Here is a 23520-nt window from a genome sequence, read left to right as displayed (position 1 = left end):
ATGAAAGAGCATTACGATGTAGTAATTGTCGGCAGCGGTTTGGGTGGCTTAGTTGCTTCCATAATTCTGGCTAAAGAAGGCTACAGCGTTTGTGTGCTCGAAAAAAACAATCAGTACGGCGGCAATCTTCAAACTTTTGTTCGCGATAAAACTATTTTTGATACCGGAATTCATTATATCGGAGGTTTAGGCGAAGGCCAGAATCTGCATCAGTATTTTAAATATCTGGGAATTATCGATAAATTAAATCTGAAGCAATTAGATCAAAATGCTTTCGATATTATCTCTTTTGAAGATGATAAAACCGAATATCCGCATGCGCAGGGATATGAAAATTTTGTTGCGCAACTGACAAAATATTTCCCGGAAGAAAAAACAAACATTGAGAATTACTGCCAAAATTTACAAACTATTTGCGACTCTTTTCCACTCTATAATTTAGAATGGGAAGGAAAATACGATCCAGAAATTTTAACGCTCAACGCGAAAGAAACCATCGATTCGTTTACTGAAAATGAAAAGCTGAAAGCCGTTTTGGCTGGTTCTAATTTTCTATATGCGGGTATTCCGGACAAATCGCCTTTTTACGTTCATGCCTTAATTGTGAATTCATATATTCAGAGTTCGTGGCGCTGTATCAACGGTGGAAGCCAGATTACAAAACAGCTTTTAAAACAATTAAAAAAATACGGCGGCGAATTTTACAAACACAAAGAAGTTATACGTTTTGATGTAGAAAACCATAAAGTGAATTCAGTTGAAATGAAAGACGGAACTCAAGTTTCCGGAACTTATTTTATTTCGAATATTGAACCCAAAACGACTTTGAAAATGGCTGGTGAAGAAAACTTCAGAAAACCATTCTTCAACCGAATTCAAAGTCTTGAAGGTGTACTTTCGGCTTTTAGTTTGTATCTGGTTTTTAAACCGGAAACTTTCAAATATATCAACCATAATTATTATCATTTTAAAAACAGCAACGAAGTCTGGACGGCGCACGAATACGACGAAAATTCCTGGCCAAAAACTTATATGGCTTCGATGAATGCTTCTAAAGAAGATGAAATCTGGGCAGACGGAATGACTTTTATAACCTACATGAATTTTGACGATGTTTTGCCTTGGGCGAAAACATTCAATACCACTGTAGAAAAAAATGACCGCGGTGAAAGTTATGAAGAATTCAAAGCCAGAAAAGCGGCTAAATTTTTAGATGAAATCGAAATAAAATTTCCCGGAATCAGAGATTGTATTAAATCAATTCATACTTCAAGTCCGCTTTCGTATCGCGATTATATTGGTGGTGATAATGGAAATATGTACGGTTATGTAAAGGATTCAAACAATCCTTTGAAAACATTAATTCCGTCAAAAACTAAAATAGATAATTTATATCTTACTGGTCAAAGCATCAATATGCATGGTGTTTTGGGCGTGACAATTGGCGCTGTTGTTACTTGTTCCGAAATCTTGGGAAAAGAATATTTAATTACCAAAATTAATCAGGCAGAATAAGGAAGTTATGAAAAACCGAATTATATATCTTTTCTACATTGGTTTTTTAGGAATTCTGGTTTCTTGCGGTACGGCAAAATCAAAAAATCATCAGCCTGATATTTCAAAATTTAATGCTACAAAACCAGTTGTTACGAAACTTTCTGACAGCATTTTTATAGCTGGAAATAATTCGCTTTTAAAAAACAAACAAGGAATTTGGGAATTATATGTTGAAGGTGATCCGTTAGAAATTGGTTTAAACACCGGTGCTTTGTCTGATTCACTTTTGCAAAAACAACAGCAAATATTTTTCTCTAAAATAAAAGATTTAGTTCCATCGAAATTCGAACAGAAGATGTTGCGCCATTTCTTAAAATGGTACAATCGGAAATTATATGCCAATGTTCCCGAAGAATATCAAACGGAAATTTTTGGCGTTTCACAATATACTTCGCATGAATTTGACAACATTGCGCCACAATATCAGCGTGGTTTATACTTGCATGCTGCGCACGATATTGGTCACGCTTTGCAGGATTTGGCTTTGGTTGGCTGTTCGTCATTTGCCGCTTGGGGCGAAAAATCGGAAGATGGAAATTTAATTCTTGGGCGCAATTTTGATTTTTATGTTAGTGATGCTTTCGCGGAAAATAAAATCATTGCATTTATAAAACCCGAACAAGGACATAATTTCATGATGGTTTCCTGGCCCGGAATGATTGGCGCTGTTTCTGGCATGAATCAGCAAGGTTTGACGGTTACGATAAATGCCGCAAAATCAGAAATTCCGTTAACTGCAAAAACGCCAATTTCAATTTTGACTCGCGAAATTTTACAGCATGCACAGAATATTGATGAAGCAATTGCCATTGCAAAAAAACGATCGGTATTTATTTCGGAATCAATTATGGTGGGAAGTGCACAGGACAATAAAGCGGTTTTAATTGAAGTTTCTCCAAAAAAATTGGACGTTTATGAAGTTCCAAACAGCAATCAGTTAATTTGTTCAAATCATTTTCAAAGTGACGCTTTTAAAAATGAAAAACGAAATTTGGGGCAAATTGCAGACAGTCATTCTGAATATCGTTTTGAAAGGATGCAGGAACTTCTTTCTGAAAACAAAAAAATAAATCCGGAAATTGCTTCTGAAATTCTCAGAAACAAAAATGGTTTGAATGATATTCCGCTTGGTTTTGGCAACGAAAAAGCGCTGAATCAATTATTGGCGCATCACGGAATTATTTTTAAACCGAAAGAAAAATTGGTTTGGGTTTCGGCAAATCCGTTTCAATTGGGTGAATTTGTTTGTTATAATCTGGATTCGATTTTTAACGGAAAAAAAACAAATACTACGATTTCATTTGAGCAGGAAAAGCTGAATATTGCCAAAGATCCTTTTATAAAAACTGAAGCTTTCCAGAACTTTAAAAAGTTCAAATCCGAAAATCATCAAATGGATTTGGATCTAAAAAATAAAGAAACAATTTCGCCCGAATTTATTCAACAATATCAATCGTTAAACCCTGATTATTGGGTTGTATATTACAAAGTAGGGTTGTACTTTTATCAAAAAAAACAATTCCGCGCCGCTCAGATTAATTTTGAAAAAGCACTCACGAAAGAAATCACTACCGCTCCTGAAAAAGCAAAAATTGAAAAATATTTAAAAAAACTCAAAAGAAAATTACAATGATTCCAGCAATAGAAAAAGATTCTTTAGAAGAAATTAAAGTTTTTCAGGAACAAAAATTAGTCGAACTTTTAGCTTACATCAGCGAGAATTCTCCTTTTTACAAAAGACTTTTTGCCGGACAAAATATTGATATTTCGAAAGTAAAAACGCTGGAAGATTTGCAGCATTTACCTGTTACTACAAAAGAAGATTTACAACAATATAATGATGATTTTTTGTGTGTTCCGCAACATAAAATTATTGATTATGCTTCGACCTCAGGAACTTTGGGCGATCCGGTAACTTTTGGTTTAACCGATTCTGATTTGGATCGATTGGCTTATAACGAAGCGATTTCTTTCGCCTGCGCCGGAATTGCAGAAGGCGATGTGGTACAGTTAATGACCACAATTGACAGAAAATTTATGGCCGGACTGGCTTATTTTCTTGGTTTAAGAAAATTGAAAGTTGGCGTGATTCGAGTTGGTGCGGGAATTCCGGAAATGCAATGGGATTCGATTTTAAAATACAATCCGAGTTACTTAATTACGGTTCCTTCTTTTCTTTTGAAATTAATTGAATACGCCGAAATTCACGGAATCGATTATAATAATTCAAGCATAAAAGGTGCCATCTGTATTGGAGAATCTTTGAGAGAACAAGATTTTTCAATGAACATTCTATCCAAAAAAATCACGGACAAATGGAATATTAAGTTGTTCTCGACTTATGCTTCTACCGAAATGAGCACCGCTTTTACAGAATGTGAACATGGAAAAGGCGGACATCATCATCCGGAATTGATTATTGTTGAAGTTCTCGACGAAAATAATATTCCGGTGAAAAATGGCGAAACCGGCGAACTTACTTTTACTACTTTAGGAATTGAAGCTATGCCATTATTGCGTTTTAAAACTGGAGATATTGTCCAGCTTCATGACGAACCTTGCGCATGCGGGCGAAATACTTTACGTGTTGGTCCGGTTGTTGGCCGTAAAAAACAAATGATAAAATACAAAGGCACAACACTTTATCCGCCAGCGATGAATGATGTTTTGAGCAGTTTTGATAATATCGAAAATCATTTAATCGAAATCTCAACCAACGATTTAGGCACTGATGAAATCCTGATTAAAATTGCCGTAAAAAACCAAACTCCAGAATTTCTACAAGAAATAAAAGATCATTTTAGAGCCAAATTAAGAGTTACTCCAAAAATAGAATTCGCTTCAAAAGAAGTTTTGAATCCTTTGGTTTTTAATCCAATGAGCCGAAAACCAATTCGGTTTTTCGATTATAGGTCTTAATATAGGGACAAAGTAACAAAGGGACAAAGGTTCAAAGTCTGTTAATCAGCACTATAAAAAAACTTTGTCCCTTTCTTACTTTGAGCCTTTGTCCCTTGAATTGTGCCAATTCGATTAAAATGTTGTAATTTTGCAAAAAATTATGAAGATGGTCAAGATTGGCAACATAGAATTACCCGAATTTCCTTTACTACTTGCTCCGATGGAAGATGTTAGTGATCCGCCGTTTCGCAGATTATGCAAAACGCACGGTGCTGACATGATGTATTCTGAATTTATTTCATCGGAAGGATTGATTCGTGATGCTATAAAAAGTCGAATGAAGCTGGATATTTTTGATTACGAACGTCCTGTCGGAATTCAGATTTTTGGTGGTGATGAAGAAGCGATGGAAATGTCATCTAAAATTGTTTCGACTGTAAAACCAGATTTAGTGGATATCAACTTTGGATGTCCGGTAAAAAAAGTTGTATGCAGAGGCGCTGGTGCAGGAGTTTTAAAAGATGTTGATTTGATGGTTCGTTTGACCAAAGCGGTTATCAAAGGAACTGATTTACCTGTTACCGTGAAAACACGTTTAGGTTGGGATGACAATTCTATTAATATTGATGAAGTCGCTGAAAGACTTCAGGATATTGGAGTTCAGGCTTTGACAATTCACGCCAGGACTCGTGCCCAAATGTATAAGGGCCATTCAGATTGGTCGCATATTGCACGTGTGAAAAATAACCCGAGAATTACGATGCCTATTTTTGGAAACGGAGATATTGACAGTCCAGAAAAAGCATTAAAATATAAAAACGAATACGGAATTGACGGTATTATGATTGGTCGCGCCGCGATTGGTTATCCGTGGATTTTTAATGAAATCAAGCATTATTTCAAAACTGGTGAACACTTACCTGCTCCAACGGTTATTGATCGTGTTGAAGCTGCCAGAAATCATTTGCAATGGTCGATGGATTGGAAAGGTGAACGTTTAGGAATTGTAGAAATGCGTCGTCATTATACCAATTATTTCAAAGGAATTCATTCGTTCAAAGAATTCAAACAAAAATTAGTCACAACTGATGCGCCTGAAGATTTATTCGCCATTATGAAAGAAATTGAACAGGTTTATGCAGGATATGAATTTGTTTAAAAAGTAAAAGAAAGGCCTTCAAAATTGAAAGCCTTTTCTTTTATAAAAATGTTTTTATTTAATCGCGTCTAATATTTTAGCAGCAATTTCGTCTTGCCCTTTTTCACTAGTAATGTAATTTCTATCATTTACATTTGATAAATATCCAACTTCTAAAGTCAATGCAGGACAATTAGAATTCTTCAAAATATAAAAAGGCGCTTCTTTTACTTCACTTTTCGAAAAATAATTACCTGCAACTTTATCAACTAGAACTTCAGCATTTGTTTTGGACTGATTGTAAAATGTTTTGTTTGAGGAAATATAAGCTTCCACTCCATTCTTATTAATGTTTGGAGAAGAATTAATGTGCAATGAAATTACTAAGTTCGGATTTAGATTATTGATGATAGAAACTCTTTCGCTTAGTTCCATAAAATGATCCCCTTCACGAAGCAAAACAATTTCTAAATTCTCATTTTTATTCTGAGCTTTAATCTTTTTAGCAATTGTTTCTACGATTGTTTTTTCCTGCAAACCATTCAAAGATGCGCCAAAGTCATCTCCACCATGACCAGCATCAATTAAAACCAATTTTTTATCTAATGGTTTAAAAGCCATAAATCCAAATATGGCCCAACAAAAAACTGCTAAAAATTTAATCTTAGTTTTCATAAAATCTAGTATTTTGGTTAAATAGATTCAACGAAAAATATTAAGAAATATTGTGCAAATTCTAAACTTGAACTCGTTTCCACTTTCCTCTTTTATAGAAAAAGATTCCGGCTAAAGTAATTGCGGTTTCAGCAACAGGAATGGCAATAAAAACTCCTGTTGGTCCCATGTTAAAATGTTTCGCCAATACAAATGCTAGTGGAATCTGAAATAACCAAAATCCAAAAAAATTAATTCCGGTTGGTGTCCAGGTATCTCCTGCTCCGTTAAAAGTATTAATTAAAACCATTCCAATTCCGTAGAAAATAAATCCGATGCTCATGATCTGCAAAGCTTCAATCGCAACGGTTTTTACCTGATTATCATTCGTGAAAAACGAAATAATATATTGTCCAAAAACCAAAGTGATTATCATAATTGTCGCCATGAAAATCACATTATATCTTGCGGTTGTATAAACTGATTTTTCTGCACGTTCGATTTGTTTTGCACCTAAATTCTGTCCAACTAAAGTTGCCGCAGCATTACTTAATCCCCAAGCCGGAAGTATGAAAAACATCATAATTCTTAGCGCCGTTTGATAACCTGCAGAACCGTGATCACCACCAGTTGTTGCAACTAATTGCGCTAGAAAAATCCAACTGCAGGAAGCGATTACAAATTGTAAAATTCCTGGTGCCGCGATTTTTACTAAAGCTTTTATTTGTGTGAAATCAGGAGCAAAATATGGAATCTTGATTTTTAAAATTCCGTTTCCGAAAAACAAATGATAAACCTGATATAAAACGCCAATGCTTCTTCCAAAAGTCGTCGCCAAAGCAGCACCAACTAATCCAAAAGCAGGAATTGGTCCAAAACCGTTAATTAAAATTGGACATAAAATGATATTGCAGATATTGGCAATCCAAAGACTTTTCATTGCAATTGCGGCGTTTCCAGCTCCACGGAAAATTCCGTTTATCAGGAACAAAAGCATAATGCATAAACTCGAACCAATCATGATTTGTGTAAATCGGAAACCGTGTTCGGCTGATTCTATTGAAGAACCCATTAAAATCAAAATATCTTTTGCATAAATAATTCCCAAAACACTCATTAAAGCGTTTACGGCAATTGCAACAATAATAGCTTGCATTCCGGCTTTGGCAGCTGCAACTGGATCTTTTTCTCCAATTCGTCTTGCTACAACTGCGGTTGCTGCCATACTCATTCCTATTGCTAGCGAATAAATAATCGTTAAAACTGATTCGGTTAAACCAACTGTTTGAATCGCAAAACTGCTATGTTTCAAATGCCCGACGAAATATAAGTTGACCAAAGCAAAAACTGATTCCATCATCATTTCCAAAACCATTGGAATGGCTAATAGAATTACAGCTTTTTTTATACTTCCTGAAGTATAATCAAATGATTCGTCGCCTTTTAGAGCTTGTTTTAAAGTGGTAAAAATTTTAGAAAATAGACTTTTCTGTATTGTAGTTTCTGTCATGATAAGTTAGGATAAATGAAAAAATTGGTTCAGATGTACTAATCTGAACTCGAAAAAACGTAAGTATCCTAATTATTTAAAAAAATAAATCAGGATTAGGCAGAAACTATCATATGCGGTAATTTTTTGAGACGATAAATATAGGAAATATTTTTTAGCCCGAAATATTAATCTAAAAGCTTTTTACTTACACGGCTGCAAGCAATTAAAGAAGCCAGAAAACCTAAAGAAATAATGGTTCCTAAAACAATCAGGATGTTTTCAATTGTAAAAACAACCGGAAATGCCAAAGTTGGCGTAATCATAATCAACTCATATTTCTGTTGAAATAACACTAAAATGACACCTAATATAAGTCCTATTATTCCACCAAAAACACTCAGTAAAGTTCCCTGAAGAAGGAATATTTTGCGCAGATGGCTAATTTCTGTTCCTAGATTAAAAAGGGTTTTAAGATTTCCTTTTTTCTCTAAAATCATCATAATCAAAGCACCAATCAAGTTAAAAAGTGCTACAATAATAACCAACGTAAAAATCAGATATACTGCTATGTTCTCGGTATTTAGCATTCTATACAAAGATTCATTTAGCTGCGCTCGATTTCTAAGCGTGACTTTATTTTTGAAAATACTTTCCAGCTGTGATCTGATGGCGCTTTCATTTGCGTTTTCTTGCAGATTAAACTCAAGTCCCGAAATTTGATTGGTTTTGTATTCCAGTAATTCCTGTACTAAACCTAAATCGGCAAAAACATATTTTGAATCTAAATCTTCGCTGATGGAGTAAATCCCAACCGGAAGAACATCTGTTTTTGTAAATGCATCGTCCGGATTTTCAATTGCGCCTTTTCCTGGTTTTGGCGCAAAAATCTGCAACGGATTTTCGAAATCCAAAACTCCCAACGAAAAGTCACGCGAAATACCGTAACCTATTACAACCTGATACGTATCTGGTTTTAACCATTGTCCGGTGAAAAGCTTTTTTTTGATATCGTTGACCACTGGATAATTACGGTCAACTCCTTTTAAATAAGTAACTTTCTGTTTGTCTTTAAACAAAAACAAAACACGCTCTTCAATAATTTTGGTGTATGAAACTACTCCATCAATTTTCTTGATTTGACTTTCCTGATCTGGTGTAATCAAAAATGATTTTCCATAAGTACTTGTCATTTTTAAATCGGGATCAATTTCGTTTGTAAACGATAAACTAAAAACTTTTAATCCGCTAAAAACAGATAAAACCACAAACAAAGCCATCGTGCCGGCAACAATTCCTAAGCTCGCAATACGATTAATGATATTGATAGCGTTATTTTTGCTTCGGCTAAAAATGTAACGTTTGGCTATGTAAAGGGGGAAATTCAATTTATGATTTTCTTCTTTTTTCTAAAAGATCACGGTTTTCAATTGGGTTTTCTTTTCCTGCTAAAGCATTGTCGATTTTTTCGATATAATCTAATGAGTCATCGATAAAAAACACCAAGTTTGGTACACGGCGCAATTGCAAACGCACACGCTGTGATAAATCGTGTTTAATTAAAGTTGTATTTGATTTAATTCCTTCTAAAGTTTCTTTGGCTTTTTCCTGAGGAAAAATGCTTAAATATACCGTTGCCACAGATAAATCTGTCGTAACACTAACTTTGGATACCGAAATTACTAAATTGGTAATTCCGTTTTTTCGCACTTCACCTTGCAAAATATCAACCAAATCTTTCTGGATGACACCGCCTATTTTTTTCTGTCTATTTGTTTCCATACTGCAAAAATACTATTTTTAAATTCAATCGGTTAACTTCAGCTCAAGATATAGATTGATTTTTCAAATGAAACCTTATTTTATTCTTTCTTGTGTATCTAAAACTTAAACTTAATAAAAAAGGGAGCTCAATAGCTCCCTTTTTTTATCTGTTTTGCAACCATCCTTCCGGATTCATATTTGTTGTATTTTGAAGTATCAAAAACTTAATGGTTGTTTTTCCTGTATCTCCACTGGTTCTTACTTTTCCAATACTTTGCTTAGTATTTACTTTATCACCTTTTGCAACTGATACCGAACTTAAATTTTGATACACCGTAAAATAATCTCCATGCTGAATCATAACTGCTCTGTTGATTGGTGATAAAACAATTACGCTCGAAACTTCTCCTTCAAATACTGCGCGGGCTGTTGCACCTTGTTCGGTTGTAATCTCAACTCCCGAATTATGAACTGTAATCGATGGATGCAGCGGGTGTGGCTGATCTCCATAACCTAATGAAACAAATCCTTTTTCAACCGGCCATGGCAATTTTCCTCTGTTTGCTTTAAAATCAGCAGCTAATATTTTTCCTTCTGGTGTCAAAGCAATTTTTGAAGAAGAAACTGGCGCTGTTGAAGCTGTAGATCCTGGATTATCTTTAGCTCGTTCCAGAGCTGCTTTTCTATTTGCTTCAGCAATTGCTTCACGAATCAAACGATCAATTTGTCTGTCGATTCTTTTTGCTTCTGCTTGTTTATTTCTAGTATCTGCAATGATTTTATTTTTATCCTTTTTAAGAGCGTTTACTAGTTTTTGCTGTTCTTTCTTTTCAACTTCTAAGCTTACTTTTTCCTTTTGGTTTTCAGCAATAATCTTTTTCTTAACCTTTCTCTGACCATCCAGTTTTGCATTAAAATCAACTAACTGTGCCGTTTTAGATTCAATTTCTAATCCTTGATTTTTTCTGTAATTCGTATATTGTTTTAAATATTGTGCTCTTTTATAAGCCTGCAAAAAGCTTTCTGAAGATAAAATAAACATTGCCCTACTTTGCTCAGATCTACTTTTGTATGATTTTAAAATCATTTTTGAATAGTCTGCTTTCAAAACTGTCAATTCTTTTTTCAATTTATTAACCTGAACCTGATTAATATACATATCATTACTCAAAACCCTTTCCTGTTTTGCAGTAGTGTTGATCAGTTTTTCTTTCAGCTTAATTTTATTCGCCTGAATTAAATATATATTTACTGCCGATTTTTCTTGTTTCTTTACAGACTGCAGCATTTTTTCATTATCTCTAATTTCCTGCTGAATTTGTGCTTTGCGCTGTTCAAGTTTTTCTTGCTGCGAATCCTGTGCCCACATAAAAGTCGTGGCACAAATAAAAATTAGGCTTAGGAGAAATTTTGGCATGTTTCTGTTTTCTTTTTGCAAATTTACTTAATTATAACTTTTTTATACCCACTTGGAACACTATATGGAAAAGAAAGTTCTTCATTAAATGAAATATTATTATAATTTAAATTAATATTTGTTTTCCCTTTTGGTTGAACTGCATTAATTTCAATGGTTGTTGGAAGCGTTCCTTGATTAAAGGTTTTACTGTCAGAATAAATAATTTCAAGCTGTACGTTTTCTGAAGCTTGTGAAATTTCTTCTTTCTGAATCAAATATTTTTCTGAATCTAAATAAAATATCTTTTTTACTTTTTCTTCTTTTTCATCTTCTAAACGAAAAAGGTTTTCTACGATTGTCTGTGTATATTTCCCTTTTCTTAAATCGTCTAAGGCTTCTCCAACCAATAAATTCTGAACTTTACTATAATCTAGATCCGTTCCCAACCATTTGCTTAAACTCGTAAAATCACCTTCGTAATAAGTACCTTTTATTTTTTCGTAATAGCTAACTGTGGTTGGCGTAATCAATGCTTTTGCCATTGTGATTCCAAGAAAACGAACACTTATTAAAATCTGTTTGTCTTTTTCAATTTTTATATCAGCAGTAACATTTTGGCTTTGTTTCTCATCTTCATATCTCGCACTTGCTTTTATACTTAAAGTTGAGAAATCTAACTTATTGTTATAATGTTTTTCAATTGCTTTTTTATCTTCTTTTGGTGCTTCTTCTGTTTTAGTAGTATTGTTTTGTACTGCCACGGCTTTTGATTTACATGAAATCACAAATACCGACAGCAACACAATTGCTATATATTTTTTCATCTTTTCCTATTTCTTTTGTTTTAATAACTCATTGGCCTTCAAAAAGTATTCCTCTTTTTTCTTGGCATCTCCCAAACCATTATAAGCCTCTCCTAGCTGAATATTAAAATTTGATTCCAATTTTTTATCGTCAACAACATAATCAAGCCCCATTTCTAAAACGGTTTTTGCGTTCTTAAATTGTTTTAACTGATTGCTTCCCAGTCCGGCATAATAATAAAATTGTGGCTGGCTCGGATAAACTTCAATCATATTCATTGCTCTTTTGGTCATCGGTTCAAATTGTTTTGCCTGTGTATAAGCTTCAAGCAAAAGCAAATTGGTTTCACGATCTGTTTCTGAATTTGCCTTTAAATCTTTTTCATAATACTTAATTGCATTTTCAAACTGACCCTTGCTGTGATAAAATTTCCCAATTTCTTTGGCAACATCCACATTTGGATCATTATCAAAATAAGAAATCGCTTTCTCTAAATCTGGTGCGTATTGCGGATTTTTATTGGTATAAATCAAAAATTCATTCAAAGTTCTGTGCTTGATTTTCGAATCAATTTTTGAACTTGCCAAAATAACATTCATTGCCTTAATTGCTTTATCAGCCTGGTTTGCATCTAAATATGTTTTGAATAAACTTACCTGCGCCCATTCCGAATTTGGAACTTCTTTTGCCAATTTTGTCGCAACTTCTAAAGCCTTGTCATTATCATCTGATTTTGAATATAAGATGATAAGATTAAGATAATTCGATTCTTCTTTCGGATTCTTTTTTATCTGATCGATCAAATTCGAAATTTCAGCATTTTGATATTTTCCCTGCGATAAAATCTGCATTTTATAACGATCACGATCTTCAGATTTTCCGAATTTATCATTCATTTCGTTTATCGCTATAAGTGCTTTATCAAATTGATTTGTAATCATATATAATGAAATCAAATCATCTTTGTATTCTTCATCAAAAACAATAATTTTCTGAATCGTTTCTATCGCCAGTGGATAATTCTTGGTTTCATAACTTACATCATAAATTCCAAGCCAATACCATTTGTTTTTAGGATTTAACTGCGTTGCTTTCTCAAAAGCCGTATTTGCATTTTGATAGTCTTTTAAAGCAAAGTAATTTTTTCCTAATTCAAAATAAGCAACAGCATCATTAGGTTTTAGTTTTATACATTTTTCTAATGATACTATGGCTTTATCATAATTTTCAATTCCTTTTTGTTTTAAAGATTCATAAAAAGCATCTTGATATTCGTCTGGAGCCATAGCAATATCTTCCGGTTCAGTCTGAGCCAAAACCGAGTTTGAATTGCCAAGCAAAACGAAAAATAAAATTATCCAAACGCCTTTTTTCATTCTTTTTATAATTTATTTTAAACCAAAAAGAACCCTCTAAAAAACTCTTTTTTTATTCTAAAACGGAGTAATCTCCAATACTAATACTAGTAAACTTACCATCATAACTAACGTGATTTCCAATCATCGCATTGTCTAAGTTAGCGTTTTTTATTTGAGAATAAGTTTGTATTAAGCTATTTTTAATAGAACTGTCTGTAATTCGGCATCCTTTTCCAACTGAAACATTTGGTCCTACTGTTGTGTTTTTCAGTACTACATTTTCGCCAATATAACATGGCGGAATAATTGTTGCGTTTTCTAACGTCACATTATAATCAACTAAATGCTCGCCATCGTTGTGCAAAAATCCTAACATTCTGCTGTTTGTTTCAACCGTTACATCTTTGTTTCCGCAGTCCATCCATTCATCAACACTTCCGGTTTTGAAAACTTTTCCGTTAGCCATCATGGCTTTAATTCCGTCGTTGATTTGGTACTCGCCACCATTTTGAATATTATTATCCAAAACGCCTTGAAGTTCTTTTTTCAAATCTCCAACTTCTTTGAAATAGTAAATTCCGATAACGGCTAAATCACTTACAAACTCTTTTGGTTTTTCTACCAATTCGATAATTTCATTGTTCTGATTTAGTTTTACAACCCCAAAAGCTTCTGGTTGATCAACTTGCTTTACCCAGATTACAGCATCGGCCTGAGGATCTAATTCAAAATCAGCTCTAATCAAAGTATCCGCGTAAGCGATAACAGCTGGACCAGATAAAGATTCTTTGGCGCACATAATTGCATGACCAGTTCCTAAAGGTAAATCCTGACGATAAATTGACGCTTTGGCTCCAAGTCCCTTTGCCAAATCTTGTAAGCTTGTTACAACATCTTCACCAAAAAAAGCTTCATCACCCAAAATAAAAGCTACTTCTTCAATTGGTTCTTTTAATATTTTGGCAATATCTTCAACTAAACGGTGAACTATAGATTTTCCTGCAACAGGAATTAATGGTTTTGGAACTGTTAAGGTATGCGGTCTAAGTCTTGAGCCACGGCCCGCCATTGGAACAATTATCTTCATTTTTATATTTATTTTTTAGGGAAGATTTAAAAATCTTCTTGAGTTGGTTCTTATTTTTTTTGGATATTGCAAACTTAAAGCTGAGATTGAAAACTTATTTCACTCCAGTACTTCCAAAACCGCCAGCTCCTCTTGAAGTTTCTGAAAGTTCTTCTACTTCAATCCACTCTGCTCTTTCGTGTTTTGCAATTATCAATTGTGCAATTCGTTCTCCATTTTCAACTACGAATTCTTCATTTGATAAGTTTACTAAAATCACTCCTATCTCACCTCTGTAATCTGCATCTACAGTTCCTGGAGAATTCAAAACTGTTACACCTTTTTTTGCTGCAAGTCCACTTCTTGGTCGAACTTGCGCTTCGTACCCAATTGGTAATTCAATGAAAAGTCCTGTTTTAACAATGGTTCTTTCTAAAGGTTTTAACGTAATTGATTCTGTTAAATTGGCACGCAAATCCATTCCTGCCGAAGCAATTGTTTCGTAGTTTGGCAAGTCGTGCTGTGATTTATTTATGATTTGTATTTTCATTTGTAATTTAAAATTTTAAACGGGCCTATTTTTTCTTTAGTATTCCTTTTATGGTATCTTTTTCGTAATGATAAACCATATACATAAAAATTAAAAGAAGCGGAATCCCAACATAATATTTCTCTCTGAATCCATAAAATGAAATTATTGAGAATACTATTGAAACGCCTAAATAAGCACCAATTTTGTTCATATCATAAGGAATTGGGTAATATTTATTTCCAAGGATATAGGAAATAAGCATCATGCTTCCGTAAGCAGAAATGGTCGCAATTGCAGAACCATAATAGCTGTATTTCGGAATTAAAAGATAATTTAAAACCAAAGTTACAATTGCGCCAACAATAGAAATATAAGCGCCAATTTTTGTTTTGTCTGTCAGTTTGTACCAAACCGATAAGTTATTGTAAATTCCTAAAAAGAAGTTGGCCAAAATAATCAACGGCACCACTTTCATGGCTTCCCAATAGGATTTGTTATCTAATAATAAAAATTTTAAAACGTCTGCAAAAACAATAACACCTAATAAAATCAATGATCCTAAAATCACAAAATACTTCGTGATTACAGCATAAGTCTGCGGAGCATTTTCATTTTTTGCATGACTAAAAAAGAAAGGTTCAATTCCTAATCTGAAAGCCGTTGCAAATAAAACCATAAACAAACCAAGTTTATAACAAGCTGAATAAGCACCAACTTCAGATTTTGCTAGATTTTCTGGAAGCAAATATCCTAATAAGATTTTATCGAAATGTTCATTTACAGCAAATGCTAATCCGGCAACCAAAATAGGAAGTCCGTATTTCATCATTCTTTTCCAAAGTTCCGGATCGAATTTTCGTCCAAGCGAAAGATAATTTGGCGAAAGCACAATAAAAGTAGCTAAACTTGCCAAAAGATTTGCAATGAAAATATATGCAATCTGGAAATTCTCAATATATAAATTATCCCAAACCGAATTAGGATTTGAAGCTGCAAGTTTTGGCAAATACATCAAAAAGAAAATATTCAGCAATAAATTAATTATAACATTTCCAATCTTAATTGCGGCATAAACCATTGGACGTTGGTTAGCCCTAAGCTTAGAAAAAGGCACTAAAACCAAAGCATCCAAAACTAAAATCCAAACTGAATAAGTAACATATTGAGCATCAACTTCGGCCCAACTTGCAAGTGTATTTCTAAAAATTAAGGCGGCGAATAAAAACCCAATTGACGACCAGAAAATTGAAATTGTAGAAGTTGCGATTACATTTTTTTTATCTTCTTCGGCACTGTAGAATCTAAAAAATGCAGTTTCCATTCCATAAGAAAGAACAACATTAAAGAAAACCATCCAAGACAAAACAATCGAAACTTCGCCATATTCTGCTGTTGGTAAAATACCTGTATATAATCTGACCAATAAGAAACTAAGCATCCTTGGTAAAACCGTTGCTAGTCCATAAATCGCAGTTTGTTTGAATAGATTTTTATATAATCCCAAAATAATTTTTAATAAAGTTCGTAAAACAAAAATAACCAATTCTTTGGTTTATTAATGATTTTGCAGGCTCAATAAAAGAAGTTGTATGTTTTTTTATTGAGTCAGTTTGTTCTCATCCAAAACTTTCACAAAATGAAATCCTTTTGGTCCATAACCTTGATTGTAGTAAAAACGATGAGCGCCAAAATTTCCGGTAAATGCGTCTAAAACAATACTGCTACATCCTAAATCTAAAGCTTTCTGATCAATATAATCTGTCAATAATTTGCCAATTCCTTTTGACCTGTGCTCTGGATTGACAACAAAATTATCAATCTCAAGATATTTTCCTGTCCAAAGTTTAGTTGCCGACCAACATCCCGTAATTCCTAAACAAACATCATTCTCGAAAACTCCAATCTGTATGTAATTGTGAGGCACCATTTCTAAAAGAAACGATTCATATTTCTCTATTGAAATTTTAGGATAAAGAAATCGCATGGTATCAATTTGTGCCAGCATTTCGTCAATTGTAGTAAGTTCTCGTATTTGAAATTCCATTGTAATAAAAGATAAACCTCAAAATTACTCAATTTTTCTTACGCCTTATATATAATTCTGAAACAACTGTATATGTGAAATCTGTAAGATTGAAAAAAAATTATATAAATTTTTACAATTGCTTCTGTATTAACTTTGTAACATAGGGAATGAGGAAAGCTAAAATACAACCCTTTAAAAAAGCGAAGCATCGGGACGGATAAAGCTAGTTTGTTCCCACAAAAGACAAAGCACAAGGGATTGATTCTGCTGAAATGTAACCCTCAAAAAAACAGAGCATTGGGATTGATAAAGCTAGTTTGTTCCCATAAAAGACAAAGCAAAACAGAGGTGATAAATCTGTGCAATAATTTTATAAAATGGTATTGATTCTCAATTTTTGGGTAAATTGAGAATCACCATTTTATAACAGACAAAAAAATTCAATTTCTATATAAAAGAAATAAAGCCGATACTTGGGGGGTGTCGGCTTATTTTTTACACAAAAAAAGAGCCTACAAAATATTGCAGGCTCTTTTTATATTTTTAGATGTCTTATTATCCGTTCAAAGCTTCTGCTCCACCAACGATCTCTAAGATTTCATTAGTAATTGCAGCTTGACGTGCTTTGTTGTAAGTCAATTTTAATTGGTTTCTTAATTCCGTTGCGTTGTCAGTTGCTTTATGCATAGCTGTCATACGTGCTCCGTGTTCTGAAGCAAATGAATCGCGAATACCTTTATATAATTGTGTTTTTAACGATTTTGGGATCAAAGTCAACACGATTTCTTCTTTTGAAGGCTCGAAAATATAATCTCCAGTTGAAGCCGCTCCATCAGATTTAATTGGTGCTAACGGTAAAAATTGCTCTGTCTGAACAATTTGTGTTGCAGCATTTTTAAACTGATTGTAGATTAATTCGATTCTGTCATATTCTCCAGATAAGAATTTTTGAGTCAAATTATCTGCAATTCCAGCAACGTTTTCAAAAGTTAAGTGATCAAAAATTGCATTATGATGACCGTGAACTTTAAATGTTTTAGACAAAACATCGTTTCCTTTTTTCCCAATAGGAAAAACATCAACTTGTTTTCCTGCATAAAATTCAGAACGGTTTTTAACCTCTTTAATAATATTCGAATTGAATGCACCACATAAACCTCTGTTTGAAGTTATAGCTACAAGCAATACTTTTTTTACTTCACGCTGTGTTGTGTAATCTCCTCCAACTTCACCATCAAGTGTAGCAGAAAGATTTTGCAACAACTCTGTTAATTTCTCGGCATAAGGGCGCATTGCAGTGATTGCATCTTGTGCTTTCTTAAGCTTTGCAGCAGAAACCATTTTCATAGCCGATGTAATCTGCATCGTCGATGAAACGGAAGTAATTCTATTACGGATTTCCTTTAAATTTGCCATTTTTTCTAATTAGAAAATTTGATAATTAGTCAATTAGATAATTGAAAAGTTCATTTCAATTATCTAATTTTCTAATTGTCTTATTAGTTATATTTTGCTGAAACTTCTTTTGCTGCTTTTTCAATAACATCTGTAATGTTATCGTCAAATTTACCAGCTTTCAACGCGTTAAGCGTATCTTTATGTTTACTGTTTAAGTAAGCTAAGAAATCAGCTTCAAATTCTTTTACTTTATTTACAGGAACACTTTTCAATAAGTTTTTAGAACCAGCGTAAATAATTGCAACTTGGTTTTCAACAGGATAAGGATCATTTAAACCTTGTTTCAAGATTTCAACGTTTCTTTTTCCTTTTTCAATTACATTTAAAGTAACAGAATCCAAGTCAGAACCAAATTTAGCGAAAGCTTCTAATTCACGGAATTGAGCTTGGTCTAATTTTAAAGTTCCAGAAACTTTTTTCATTGATTTAATCTGAGCATTACCTCCAACACGAGATACAGAAATACCTACGTTGATCGCAGGACGAACTCCAGAGTTGAACAAATCTCCATCAAGGAAAATCTGACCATCTGTAATCGAGATTACGTTTGTTGGGATATATGCAGAAACGTCACCAGCCTGAGTTTCGATAATTGGTAAAGCAGTTAATGAACCACCACCTTTTACGATAGACTTGATAGAATCTGGTAAATCATTCATGTTTTTAGCGATACCATCGTCAGCGATTACTTTACAAGCACGCTCTAATAAACGAGAGTGTAAGTAGAAAACGTCTCCAGGGTAAGCCTCACGTCCCGGTGGTCTTCTTAATAAAAGAGAAACCTCACGGTAAGCAACAGCTTGTTTAGATAAATCATCATAAACGATAAGAGCTGGACGACCAGAATCTCTGAAATATTCTCCAATTGCAGCACCAGCGAATGGAGCATAAACTTGCATTGGAGCTGGGTCAGAAGCATTAGCAGCAACGATAACTGTATAAGCCATTGCTCCTTTTTCTTCTAACATTTTAGCGATTCCTGCTACAGTTGAAGCTTTTTGTCCAATTGCAACATATATACAGAATACAGGTTTTCCTGCATCATAAAATTCTTTTTGGTTCAAGATTGTATCGATACAAACAGTTGATTTACCTGTTTGACGGTCACCGATAACAAGCTCACGCTGACCACGTCCAACTGGAATCATAGCATCAACTGCTTTTACTCCTGTTTGTAATGGTTCAGTTACTGGCTGACGGAAAATTACTCCTGGTGCTTTTCTTTCTAAAGGCATTTCGTATAAATCTCCACCAATTGGTCCTTTTCCATCAATTGGAAAACCAAGAGTGTTAACAACACGTCCTACCATTTGCTCACCTACTTTAAGAGAAGCAATACGTTGAGTTCTTTTTGCAGTAGATCCTTCTTTTAGTCCAGTTGATGGTCCTAAAAGTACCACACCAACATTGTCCTCTTCAAGGTTCAATACGATACCTTCCATACCGTTATCAAATTCTACTAACTCACCATATTGTACATTCGACAGCCCGTAAATACGAGCAATACCGTCTCCAACTTGAAGTACTGTTCCTACTTCCTCTAGCGTAGCACCAGATTCAAAACCTTCTACTTGCTTTCTTAATATTGCTGAAATTTCAGCAGGTTTGATTTCCGCCATCTTAATTTATAATTTAGACACTTTTATGTGTAATAAAACTAATTACTTAACTCTCTTTTTAATACTTGTAATCTGTTTGCAACAGAGGCATTGTATTGATTATCGCCTATTCTCAAAATAAATCCACCAATGATTGAAGGATCTACTATATTTTCAATTGTAATTTTTTTATCTGATAAAGTTGCAACTTTAGCTAAAACTTTAGCTTCTAAATCAGCATCCATAGGAATTGCTGTAGTAACTTTTGCTACTTCAACACCATTACTCTCATCAAATAATTTATTGTATTCTGATGCAATTGCACCTAGAATTTCAAATCTTTTGTTTTCAAATAATAAATGGAATAAACCTTTAGTTACACCGTTTACATTTGCAAAAACTTCTAAAAGAGCACTTTCTTTAACTTCAACTTTTGTAGTTGGGTTTAGAATAAACGTACTCAATTCTGTATTTGTCTCAATTGCATTTGCAATTGATTTCATATCGTTATTTACAGCTTCGGCAACACCTTTAGAGTTTGCTAAGTCCAGAATTGCTTTTGCATAACGAATTGCTGCTCTTGTACCTGCCATAATCTTAGTTTAACTTTACGTCACCTAACATTTTCTCAACTAATTTAGTTTGAGATTCTTTGTTAGATAATTCCTCTTTCAATAATTTTTCAGCGATGCTTAATGATAAAGTTGAAACTTGAGATTTCAATTCAGCCATTGCAGCATTTTTTTCACTTTCGATAGCAGCTTTAGCTTGCTCGATCATTTTTTGACCTGCTTCTTGTGCTTCGTTTTTAGAATCAGCTATCATTTTCTCTTTCATTTCGCGAGCTTCTTTCAACATCGCGTCACGTTCTGCACGAGCTTCATTCAAAATTCTTTGATTGTCAGCTTGTAAGTTTTCCATTTCTCTCTTTGCGTTTTCAGCAGAAAGCAATGCATTTTTAATACCTTCTTCTCTTGCAGTAATAGATTCCATAATTGGTTTCCATGCAAATTTCACTAAAAGTAAAATCAATACTAACAAGATTAAAGCTTGCCAGAAGAATAATCCGAATGAAAAATCGTTAATTAACTTATCCATTTTATAACTATATTAAATATTTAATTTCTTTTTTAAAGTAACAACACCTTTAACCAACCGTTAAAGATGTTGTTAGTTTTTTTCTTTATTAGTTTTTTCCTAAGATCAAAGCAGCAAATGCTAAACCTTCTAATAAAGCCGCGATAATAATCATCGCAGTTTGAATTTTACCAGCAGCTTCTGGCTGACGAGCAATAGCGTCCATAGCAGATCCACCGATTTTACCTAAACCTAAACCTGCACCGATTACTACTAAACCAGCACCTACTAAAGTTGGAATTGTTCCCATAACTATTTATATATATAAAATTAAACTTCTAAATTAAATAATTGCTGTTTCATCTTCGTGGTGGTGAGCGTGGTCATGATCCTGAACCGCCATACCAATAAACAATGATGATAACATTGTAAAAATGAAAGCCTGTAAAAATGCAACTAAAATTTCAATAACAGAGATAAACAATGTCAATCCTAATGAGATTGGCAAATCTGCTGCTAAATTTTTTCCAACGAAAATCATTCCGATCAAACTCATGATTACTACGTGACCTGCAGTAATGTTTGCGTACAAACGAATTAATAATGCGAATGGTTTTGTCAATGTTCCTAAAACCTCAATTGGTGCTAAAATGATTTTCATTGGAACTGGTACTCCTGGCATCCAGAAGATGTGTCCCCAATAATCTTTGTTTGCACTAAATTGTGTAATGATGAAAGTGAAAGCTGCTAAACAAACTGTGATAGCAATATTTCCTGTAACGTTAATTCCTAGTGGAGTCATTCCTAATAAGTTTAAAACCCAAACAAAGAAAAATACAGTTAATAGGTAACCCATATATTTACGGTATTTTTTCTCTCCAATGTTAGGAACTGCGATTTCATCTCTAATGAAAATTATAAGAGGTTCTAAAACTCTTCCAAATCCAGTTGGGATTGGTCCTTTTTTATATGATTTTGCTAAACCAGTAAACATTAAGAATAATAGCACTGCAACAAAAAGCATTGAAACAACATTTTTTGTCATAGAAAAATCTAAAGGCTTTTCGTTTTCTGGATGACCGTGCTCATTAAAAGTAATTGTTCCCGCTGCATCTGTTTTGTAAATTTTACCGTGTACTAATTTGTAGAAGTTTCCGTCAACTTCTGCAACTGTTTCACCAAAGTGAAATTTTGAAGAAGAGAAAACTTTTAAACCTCCGTCAATAAGTATAACTGGTAATGGAAAACCAAAGTGTTTGTTTTCTTTTTCATCTTGAAAGAAAACAAAATCGTGAGAATCTTGTAAGTGGTGATCAATGAAAGCATCTACTTTTGCTTTTGGGTCAAGAGCAACTGCGTGCTCTCCTTCCGCTGGAGCATCATGTGAAATTACTTTCTCTTCGTGAGCCGTTTCAGTTTGTACATGCGTTGAATCATTCTCTGAGTTTGCAAAACCCATAATTGGTAGAGAAGCTACAAAAGCTGCTAGAATAAAGCTGAGTGGTTTGTTTGAAATCACCATATCGTGGAAAATCTTATTTTTTTACGTTTCTAAAATTTGGTGCAAAGGTACATTTTTTATTAATATTCAAAAGGATATGAAAAATTATTTTTGAACCTTGTTTTACATATTCGCGATTTTAACGCTTTTCATTTAATAATCGGACAGTTAAAAGCGTCTGAAATAACAAAAACAAAATAAATGTTATAAAAAAACTGACTTTTTCAACATTGACCGTTTCAGTTTTGTTTTCTAAAATTGGCTGCAAAATTAAATATCCCAACAACATTTGAGTAAAAGTTCCGAATAAGAAAACCATTCCTACGATTTCAAAATTCTTATTTTTTACCTTTAATAATATAAGGTACAACAAAGCTGACAATCCGAAGAAAATTAAATACAGTAATTCTATACTGTAATGAAACTTTTGAAAATTAATTTCCAGCAAAAAGAAAGCGGCTATATGCACTATACAGGCAACAACAGCAAAACAAAATAAATGAAAAACAGGTTTGTAATTTTTTAATGACATTTCAGGTAATTTTTTGCAAAGATGCAACTTTTATCTAAAGCTGCTATAAATGAAAAAATTACTTTATTTATTAATGTCGTTAACTTGGCGGATAACGTTATATAATGCAAGGCCTACACCGGCCATGACAAAAATCGTATTGTAATAAACTTTTGGGCTCGGATGGTTTTCATCAAGCCAGGTTCCGAAATAAGAGAACAAAAAAATAATGACTCCCATTTGAAATGGAATATTAATTAATGCAAGCCATTTATTTCTCCTGTTATTATTCGGTTCCTTTTCCATCTTCTAATAGTATTACCGAATTGGAATTTAACATAGTACAAGAAGCTGTAAAGTCTGCTCCTGGTTCAATCGATAATTTTCCAACGGCGATTTCTCCATGAATTCGCGCGGTTCCTTTAATATTAAGGACTTCTAAAACTTTTAATTTTCCTTGAAATTCTCCTTCAATATCAGCATTGTGACAGATAATTTCTCCTTTCACAATTCCTGATGCGCCAATAACAAGTTTTCCTTGCGAAGTAAAATTTCCAATAAGTTCGCCGTCCAGTCTAAAATCAGCTTTTGAAACAATATCACCAACAATGGACGTTCCTTCTACAATTCTGTTGGTTTTTCCTAAATTCTCTGTACTGCTTTTTTTGACTTTTTCAAACATGGCTT

At 33.6% G+C, this 23520-nt stretch carries 24 protein-coding genes; 4 read left to right on the top strand and 20 right to left on the bottom strand.

The window, feature by feature from the left end; translation table 11 throughout:
* The 4 genes from FN795_RS06605 to dusB all read left to right on the top strand — a co-directional run bounded on the left by FN795_RS06605 (nucleotide 1) and on the right by dusB (nucleotide 5617).
* Nucleotides 1-1515: a phytoene desaturase family protein gene (locus FN795_RS06605; RefSeq protein WP_142449920.1), complete on the top strand. Its 1515-nt coding sequence runs from the start codon at nucleotides 1-3 to the stop codon at nucleotides 1513-1515.
* Nucleotides 1516-1522: 7 nt separating this feature from the next.
* A complete protein-coding gene (locus tag FN795_RS06600; RefSeq protein WP_142449919.1) occupies nucleotides 1523-3190 on the top strand; it encodes a C45 family autoproteolytic acyltransferase/hydolase in 1668 nt (555 codons plus the stop codon).
* Nucleotides 3187-4476, top strand: coding sequence for a phenylacetate--CoA ligase family protein (locus FN795_RS06595; protein ID WP_142449918.1), 1290 nt, complete (start codon nucleotides 3187-3189; stop codon nucleotides 4474-4476). The genes FN795_RS06600 and FN795_RS06595 overlap by 4 nt, the downstream gene beginning before the upstream one ends.
* 148 nt (nucleotides 4477-4624) lie before the next feature.
* The gene (dusB, locus tag FN795_RS06590; RefSeq protein WP_035646589.1) at nucleotides 4625-5617 is read left to right on the top strand and encodes a tRNA dihydrouridine synthase DusB; all 993 of its coding nucleotides are present in this window, start codon (nucleotides 4625-4627) and stop codon (nucleotides 5615-5617) included.
* Nucleotides 5618-5671: 54 nt separating this feature from the next.
* On the opposite strand, the gene FN795_RS06585 is transcribed toward dusB, so the two are convergent.
* From FN795_RS06585 to FN795_RS06490, 20 genes are all read right to left on the bottom strand, one after another.
* Nucleotides 5672-6271: an N-acetylmuramoyl-L-alanine amidase family protein gene (locus tag FN795_RS06585; protein WP_142449917.1), complete on the bottom strand. Its 600-nt coding sequence runs from the start codon at nucleotides 6269-6271 to the stop codon at nucleotides 5672-5674.
* Nucleotides 6272-6332: 61 nt separating this feature from the next.
* Nucleotides 6333-7760: an MATE family efflux transporter gene (locus FN795_RS06580; RefSeq protein WP_142449916.1), complete on the bottom strand. Its 1428-nt coding sequence runs from the start codon at nucleotides 7758-7760 to the stop codon at nucleotides 6333-6335.
* Between the two features lie 167 nt (nucleotides 7761-7927).
* Nucleotides 7928-9127: an ABC transporter permease gene (locus FN795_RS06575; protein ID WP_142449915.1), complete on the bottom strand. Its 1200-nt coding sequence runs from the start codon at nucleotides 9125-9127 to the stop codon at nucleotides 7928-7930.
* A gap of 1 nt (nucleotide 9128) precedes the next feature.
* The gene (gene rbfA, locus FN795_RS06570) at nucleotides 9129-9521 is read right to left on the bottom strand and encodes a 30S ribosome-binding factor RbfA (protein WP_035646598.1); all 393 of its coding nucleotides are present in this window, start codon (nucleotides 9519-9521) and stop codon (nucleotides 9129-9131) included.
* Nucleotides 9522-9666: 145 nt separating this feature from the next.
* Nucleotides 9667-10920 (bottom strand): murein hydrolase activator EnvC family protein, encoded by a 1254-nt coding sequence (locus FN795_RS06565; RefSeq protein ID WP_142449914.1) that lies wholly within the window; start codon nucleotides 10918-10920, stop codon nucleotides 9667-9669.
* Nucleotides 10921-10943: 23 nt separating this feature from the next.
* A complete protein-coding gene (locus FN795_RS06560; protein ID WP_142449913.1) occupies nucleotides 10944-11726 on the bottom strand; it encodes a DUF4292 domain-containing protein in 783 nt (260 codons plus the stop codon).
* Between the two features lie 6 nt (nucleotides 11727-11732).
* Entirely contained in the window at nucleotides 11733-13082 is a 1350-nt protein-coding gene (locus FN795_RS06555; RefSeq protein ID WP_142449912.1) for a tetratricopeptide repeat protein, read from the bottom strand.
* A 52-nt stretch (nucleotides 13083-13134) separates the two neighbouring features.
* Nucleotides 13135-14151 (bottom strand): sugar phosphate nucleotidyltransferase, encoded by a 1017-nt coding sequence (locus tag FN795_RS06550; RefSeq protein WP_142449911.1) that lies wholly within the window; start codon nucleotides 14149-14151, stop codon nucleotides 13135-13137.
* A gap of 94 nt (nucleotides 14152-14245) precedes the next feature.
* Complete coding sequence (dut, locus tag FN795_RS06545; RefSeq protein ID WP_035646609.1) at nucleotides 14246-14680, bottom strand: dUTP diphosphatase; 435 nt, start codon at nucleotides 14678-14680, stop codon at nucleotides 14246-14248.
* Nucleotides 14681-14705: 25 nt separating this feature from the next.
* On the bottom strand, nucleotides 14706-16166 hold the full coding sequence (locus tag FN795_RS06540; RefSeq protein ID WP_035646884.1) for a lipopolysaccharide biosynthesis protein: 1461 nt from the start codon (nucleotides 16164-16166) through the stop codon (nucleotides 14706-14708).
* Between the two features lie 93 nt (nucleotides 16167-16259).
* A complete protein-coding gene (locus tag FN795_RS06535; RefSeq protein ID WP_142449910.1) occupies nucleotides 16260-16706 on the bottom strand; it encodes a GNAT family N-acetyltransferase in 447 nt (148 codons plus the stop codon).
* A 537-nt stretch (nucleotides 16707-17243) separates the two neighbouring features.
* The gene (gene atpG / locus FN795_RS06530) at nucleotides 17244-18104 is read right to left on the bottom strand and encodes an ATP synthase F1 subunit gamma (protein WP_142449909.1); all 861 of its coding nucleotides are present in this window, start codon (nucleotides 18102-18104) and stop codon (nucleotides 17244-17246) included.
* A gap of 83 nt (nucleotides 18105-18187) precedes the next feature.
* Nucleotides 18188-19765: a F0F1 ATP synthase subunit alpha gene (atpA, locus tag FN795_RS06525; protein ID WP_142449908.1), complete on the bottom strand. Its 1578-nt coding sequence runs from the start codon at nucleotides 19763-19765 to the stop codon at nucleotides 18188-18190.
* A gap of 38 nt (nucleotides 19766-19803) precedes the next feature.
* On the bottom strand, nucleotides 19804-20337 hold the full coding sequence (gene atpH, locus FN795_RS06520) for an ATP synthase F1 subunit delta (protein ID WP_142449907.1): 534 nt from the start codon (nucleotides 20335-20337) through the stop codon (nucleotides 19804-19806).
* 4 nt (nucleotides 20338-20341) lie between these two features.
* On the bottom strand, nucleotides 20342-20842 hold the full coding sequence (locus FN795_RS06515) for a F0F1 ATP synthase subunit B (protein WP_026727280.1): 501 nt from the start codon (nucleotides 20840-20842) through the stop codon (nucleotides 20342-20344).
* A gap of 88 nt (nucleotides 20843-20930) precedes the next feature.
* Nucleotides 20931-21131: an ATP synthase F0 subunit C gene (gene atpE, locus FN795_RS06510; RefSeq protein ID WP_026727281.1), complete on the bottom strand. Its 201-nt coding sequence runs from the start codon at nucleotides 21129-21131 to the stop codon at nucleotides 20931-20933.
* A 33-nt stretch (nucleotides 21132-21164) separates the two neighbouring features.
* A complete protein-coding gene (gene atpB / locus FN795_RS06505; RefSeq protein WP_035646620.1) occupies nucleotides 21165-22343 on the bottom strand; it encodes a F0F1 ATP synthase subunit A in 1179 nt (392 codons plus the stop codon).
* A 118-nt stretch (nucleotides 22344-22461) separates the two neighbouring features.
* Complete coding sequence (locus FN795_RS06500) at nucleotides 22462-22854, bottom strand: hypothetical protein (protein WP_142449906.1); 393 nt, start codon at nucleotides 22852-22854, stop codon at nucleotides 22462-22464.
* Nucleotides 22855-22917: 63 nt separating this feature from the next.
* Entirely contained in the window at nucleotides 22918-23139 is a 222-nt protein-coding gene (locus FN795_RS06495) for an AtpZ/AtpI family protein (RefSeq protein ID WP_035646626.1), read from the bottom strand.
* Nucleotides 23120-23515, bottom strand: a complete 396-nt coding sequence (locus FN795_RS06490; protein WP_142449905.1) for a bactofilin family protein — start codon at nucleotides 23513-23515, stop codon at nucleotides 23120-23122. Before FN795_RS06490 ends, FN795_RS06495 begins: the two co-directional genes overlap by 20 nt.
* Between the last annotated feature and the right edge of the window lie 5 nt (nucleotides 23516-23520).

Source organism: Flavobacterium resistens (genome assembly GCF_900182645.1).
Lineage (GTDB): Bacteria > Bacteroidota > Bacteroidia > Flavobacteriales > Flavobacteriaceae > Flavobacterium > Flavobacterium resistens.
Note: the sequence above shows the minus strand (reverse complement) of the source record. Positions and strands in the feature narration are given on the sequence as shown.

What these genes read in the sequence shown, in the direction of transcription:
- FN795_RS06550 (WP_142449911.1), bottom strand. Translation starts at nt 14,151, where the DNA reads ATGAAGATAATTGTTCCAATGGCGGGCCGTGGCTCAAGACTTAGACCG.
- rbfA (WP_035646598.1), bottom strand. Translation starts at nt 9,521, where the DNA reads ATGGAAACAAATAGACAGAAAAAAATAGGCGGTGTCATCCAGAAAGAT.
- FN795_RS06535 (WP_142449910.1), bottom strand. Translation starts at nt 16,706, where the DNA reads ATGGAATTTCAAATACGAGAACTTACTACAATTGACGAAATGCTGGCA.
- atpG (WP_142449909.1), bottom strand. Translation starts at nt 18,104, where the DNA reads ATGGCAAATTTAAAGGAAATCCGTAATAGAATTACTTCCGTTTCATCG.
- FN795_RS06595 (WP_142449918.1), top strand. Translation starts at nt 3,187, where the DNA reads ATGATTCCAGCAATAGAAAAAGATTCTTTAGAAGAAATTAAAGTTTTT.
- FN795_RS06600 (WP_142449919.1), top strand. Translation starts at nt 1,523, where the DNA reads ATGAAAAACCGAATTATATATCTTTTCTACATTGGTTTTTTAGGAATT.
- FN795_RS06500 (WP_142449906.1), bottom strand. Translation starts at nt 22,854, where the DNA reads ATGTCATTAAAAAATTACAAACCTGTTTTTCATTTATTTTGTTTTGCT.
- FN795_RS06495 (WP_035646626.1), bottom strand. Translation starts at nt 23,139, where the DNA reads ATGGAAAAGGAACCGAATAATAACAGGAGAAATAAATGGCTTGCATTA.
- FN795_RS06555 (WP_142449912.1), bottom strand. Translation starts at nt 13,082, where the DNA reads ATGAAAAAAGGCGTTTGGATAATTTTATTTTTCGTTTTGCTTGGCAAT.
- FN795_RS06565 (WP_142449914.1), bottom strand. Translation starts at nt 10,920, where the DNA reads ATGCCAAAATTTCTCCTAAGCCTAATTTTTATTTGTGCCACGACTTTT.
- FN795_RS06605 (WP_142449920.1), top strand. Translation starts at nt 1, where the DNA reads ATGAAAGAGCATTACGATGTAGTAATTGTCGGCAGCGGTTTGGGTGGC.
- atpH (WP_142449907.1), bottom strand. Translation starts at nt 20,337, where the DNA reads ATGGCAGGTACAAGAGCAGCAATTCGTTATGCAAAAGCAATTCTGGAC.
- FN795_RS06490 (WP_142449905.1), bottom strand. Translation starts at nt 23,515, where the DNA reads ATGTTTGAAAAAGTCAAAAAAAGCAGTACAGAGAATTTAGGAAAAACC.
- dusB (WP_035646589.1), top strand. Translation starts at nt 4,625, where the DNA reads ATGGTCAAGATTGGCAACATAGAATTACCCGAATTTCCTTTACTACTT.
- FN795_RS06515 (WP_026727280.1), bottom strand. Translation starts at nt 20,842, where the DNA reads ATGGATAAGTTAATTAACGATTTTTCATTCGGATTATTCTTCTGGCAA.
- FN795_RS06580 (WP_142449916.1), bottom strand. Translation starts at nt 7,760, where the DNA reads ATGACAGAAACTACAATACAGAAAAGTCTATTTTCTAAAATTTTTACC.
- FN795_RS06585 (WP_142449917.1), bottom strand. Translation starts at nt 6,271, where the DNA reads ATGAAAACTAAGATTAAATTTTTAGCAGTTTTTTGTTGGGCCATATTT.
- atpB (WP_035646620.1), bottom strand. Translation starts at nt 22,343, where the DNA reads ATGGTGATTTCAAACAAACCACTCAGCTTTATTCTAGCAGCTTTTGTA.
- dut (WP_035646609.1), bottom strand. Translation starts at nt 14,680, where the DNA reads ATGAAAATACAAATCATAAATAAATCACAGCACGACTTGCCAAACTAC.
- FN795_RS06560 (WP_142449913.1), bottom strand. Translation starts at nt 11,726, where the DNA reads ATGAAAAAATATATAGCAATTGTGTTGCTGTCGGTATTTGTGATTTCA.
- atpA (WP_142449908.1), bottom strand. Translation starts at nt 19,765, where the DNA reads ATGGCGGAAATCAAACCTGCTGAAATTTCAGCAATATTAAGAAAGCAA.
- atpE (WP_026727281.1), bottom strand. Translation starts at nt 21,131, where the DNA reads ATGGGAACAATTCCAACTTTAGTAGGTGCTGGTTTAGTAGTAATCGGT.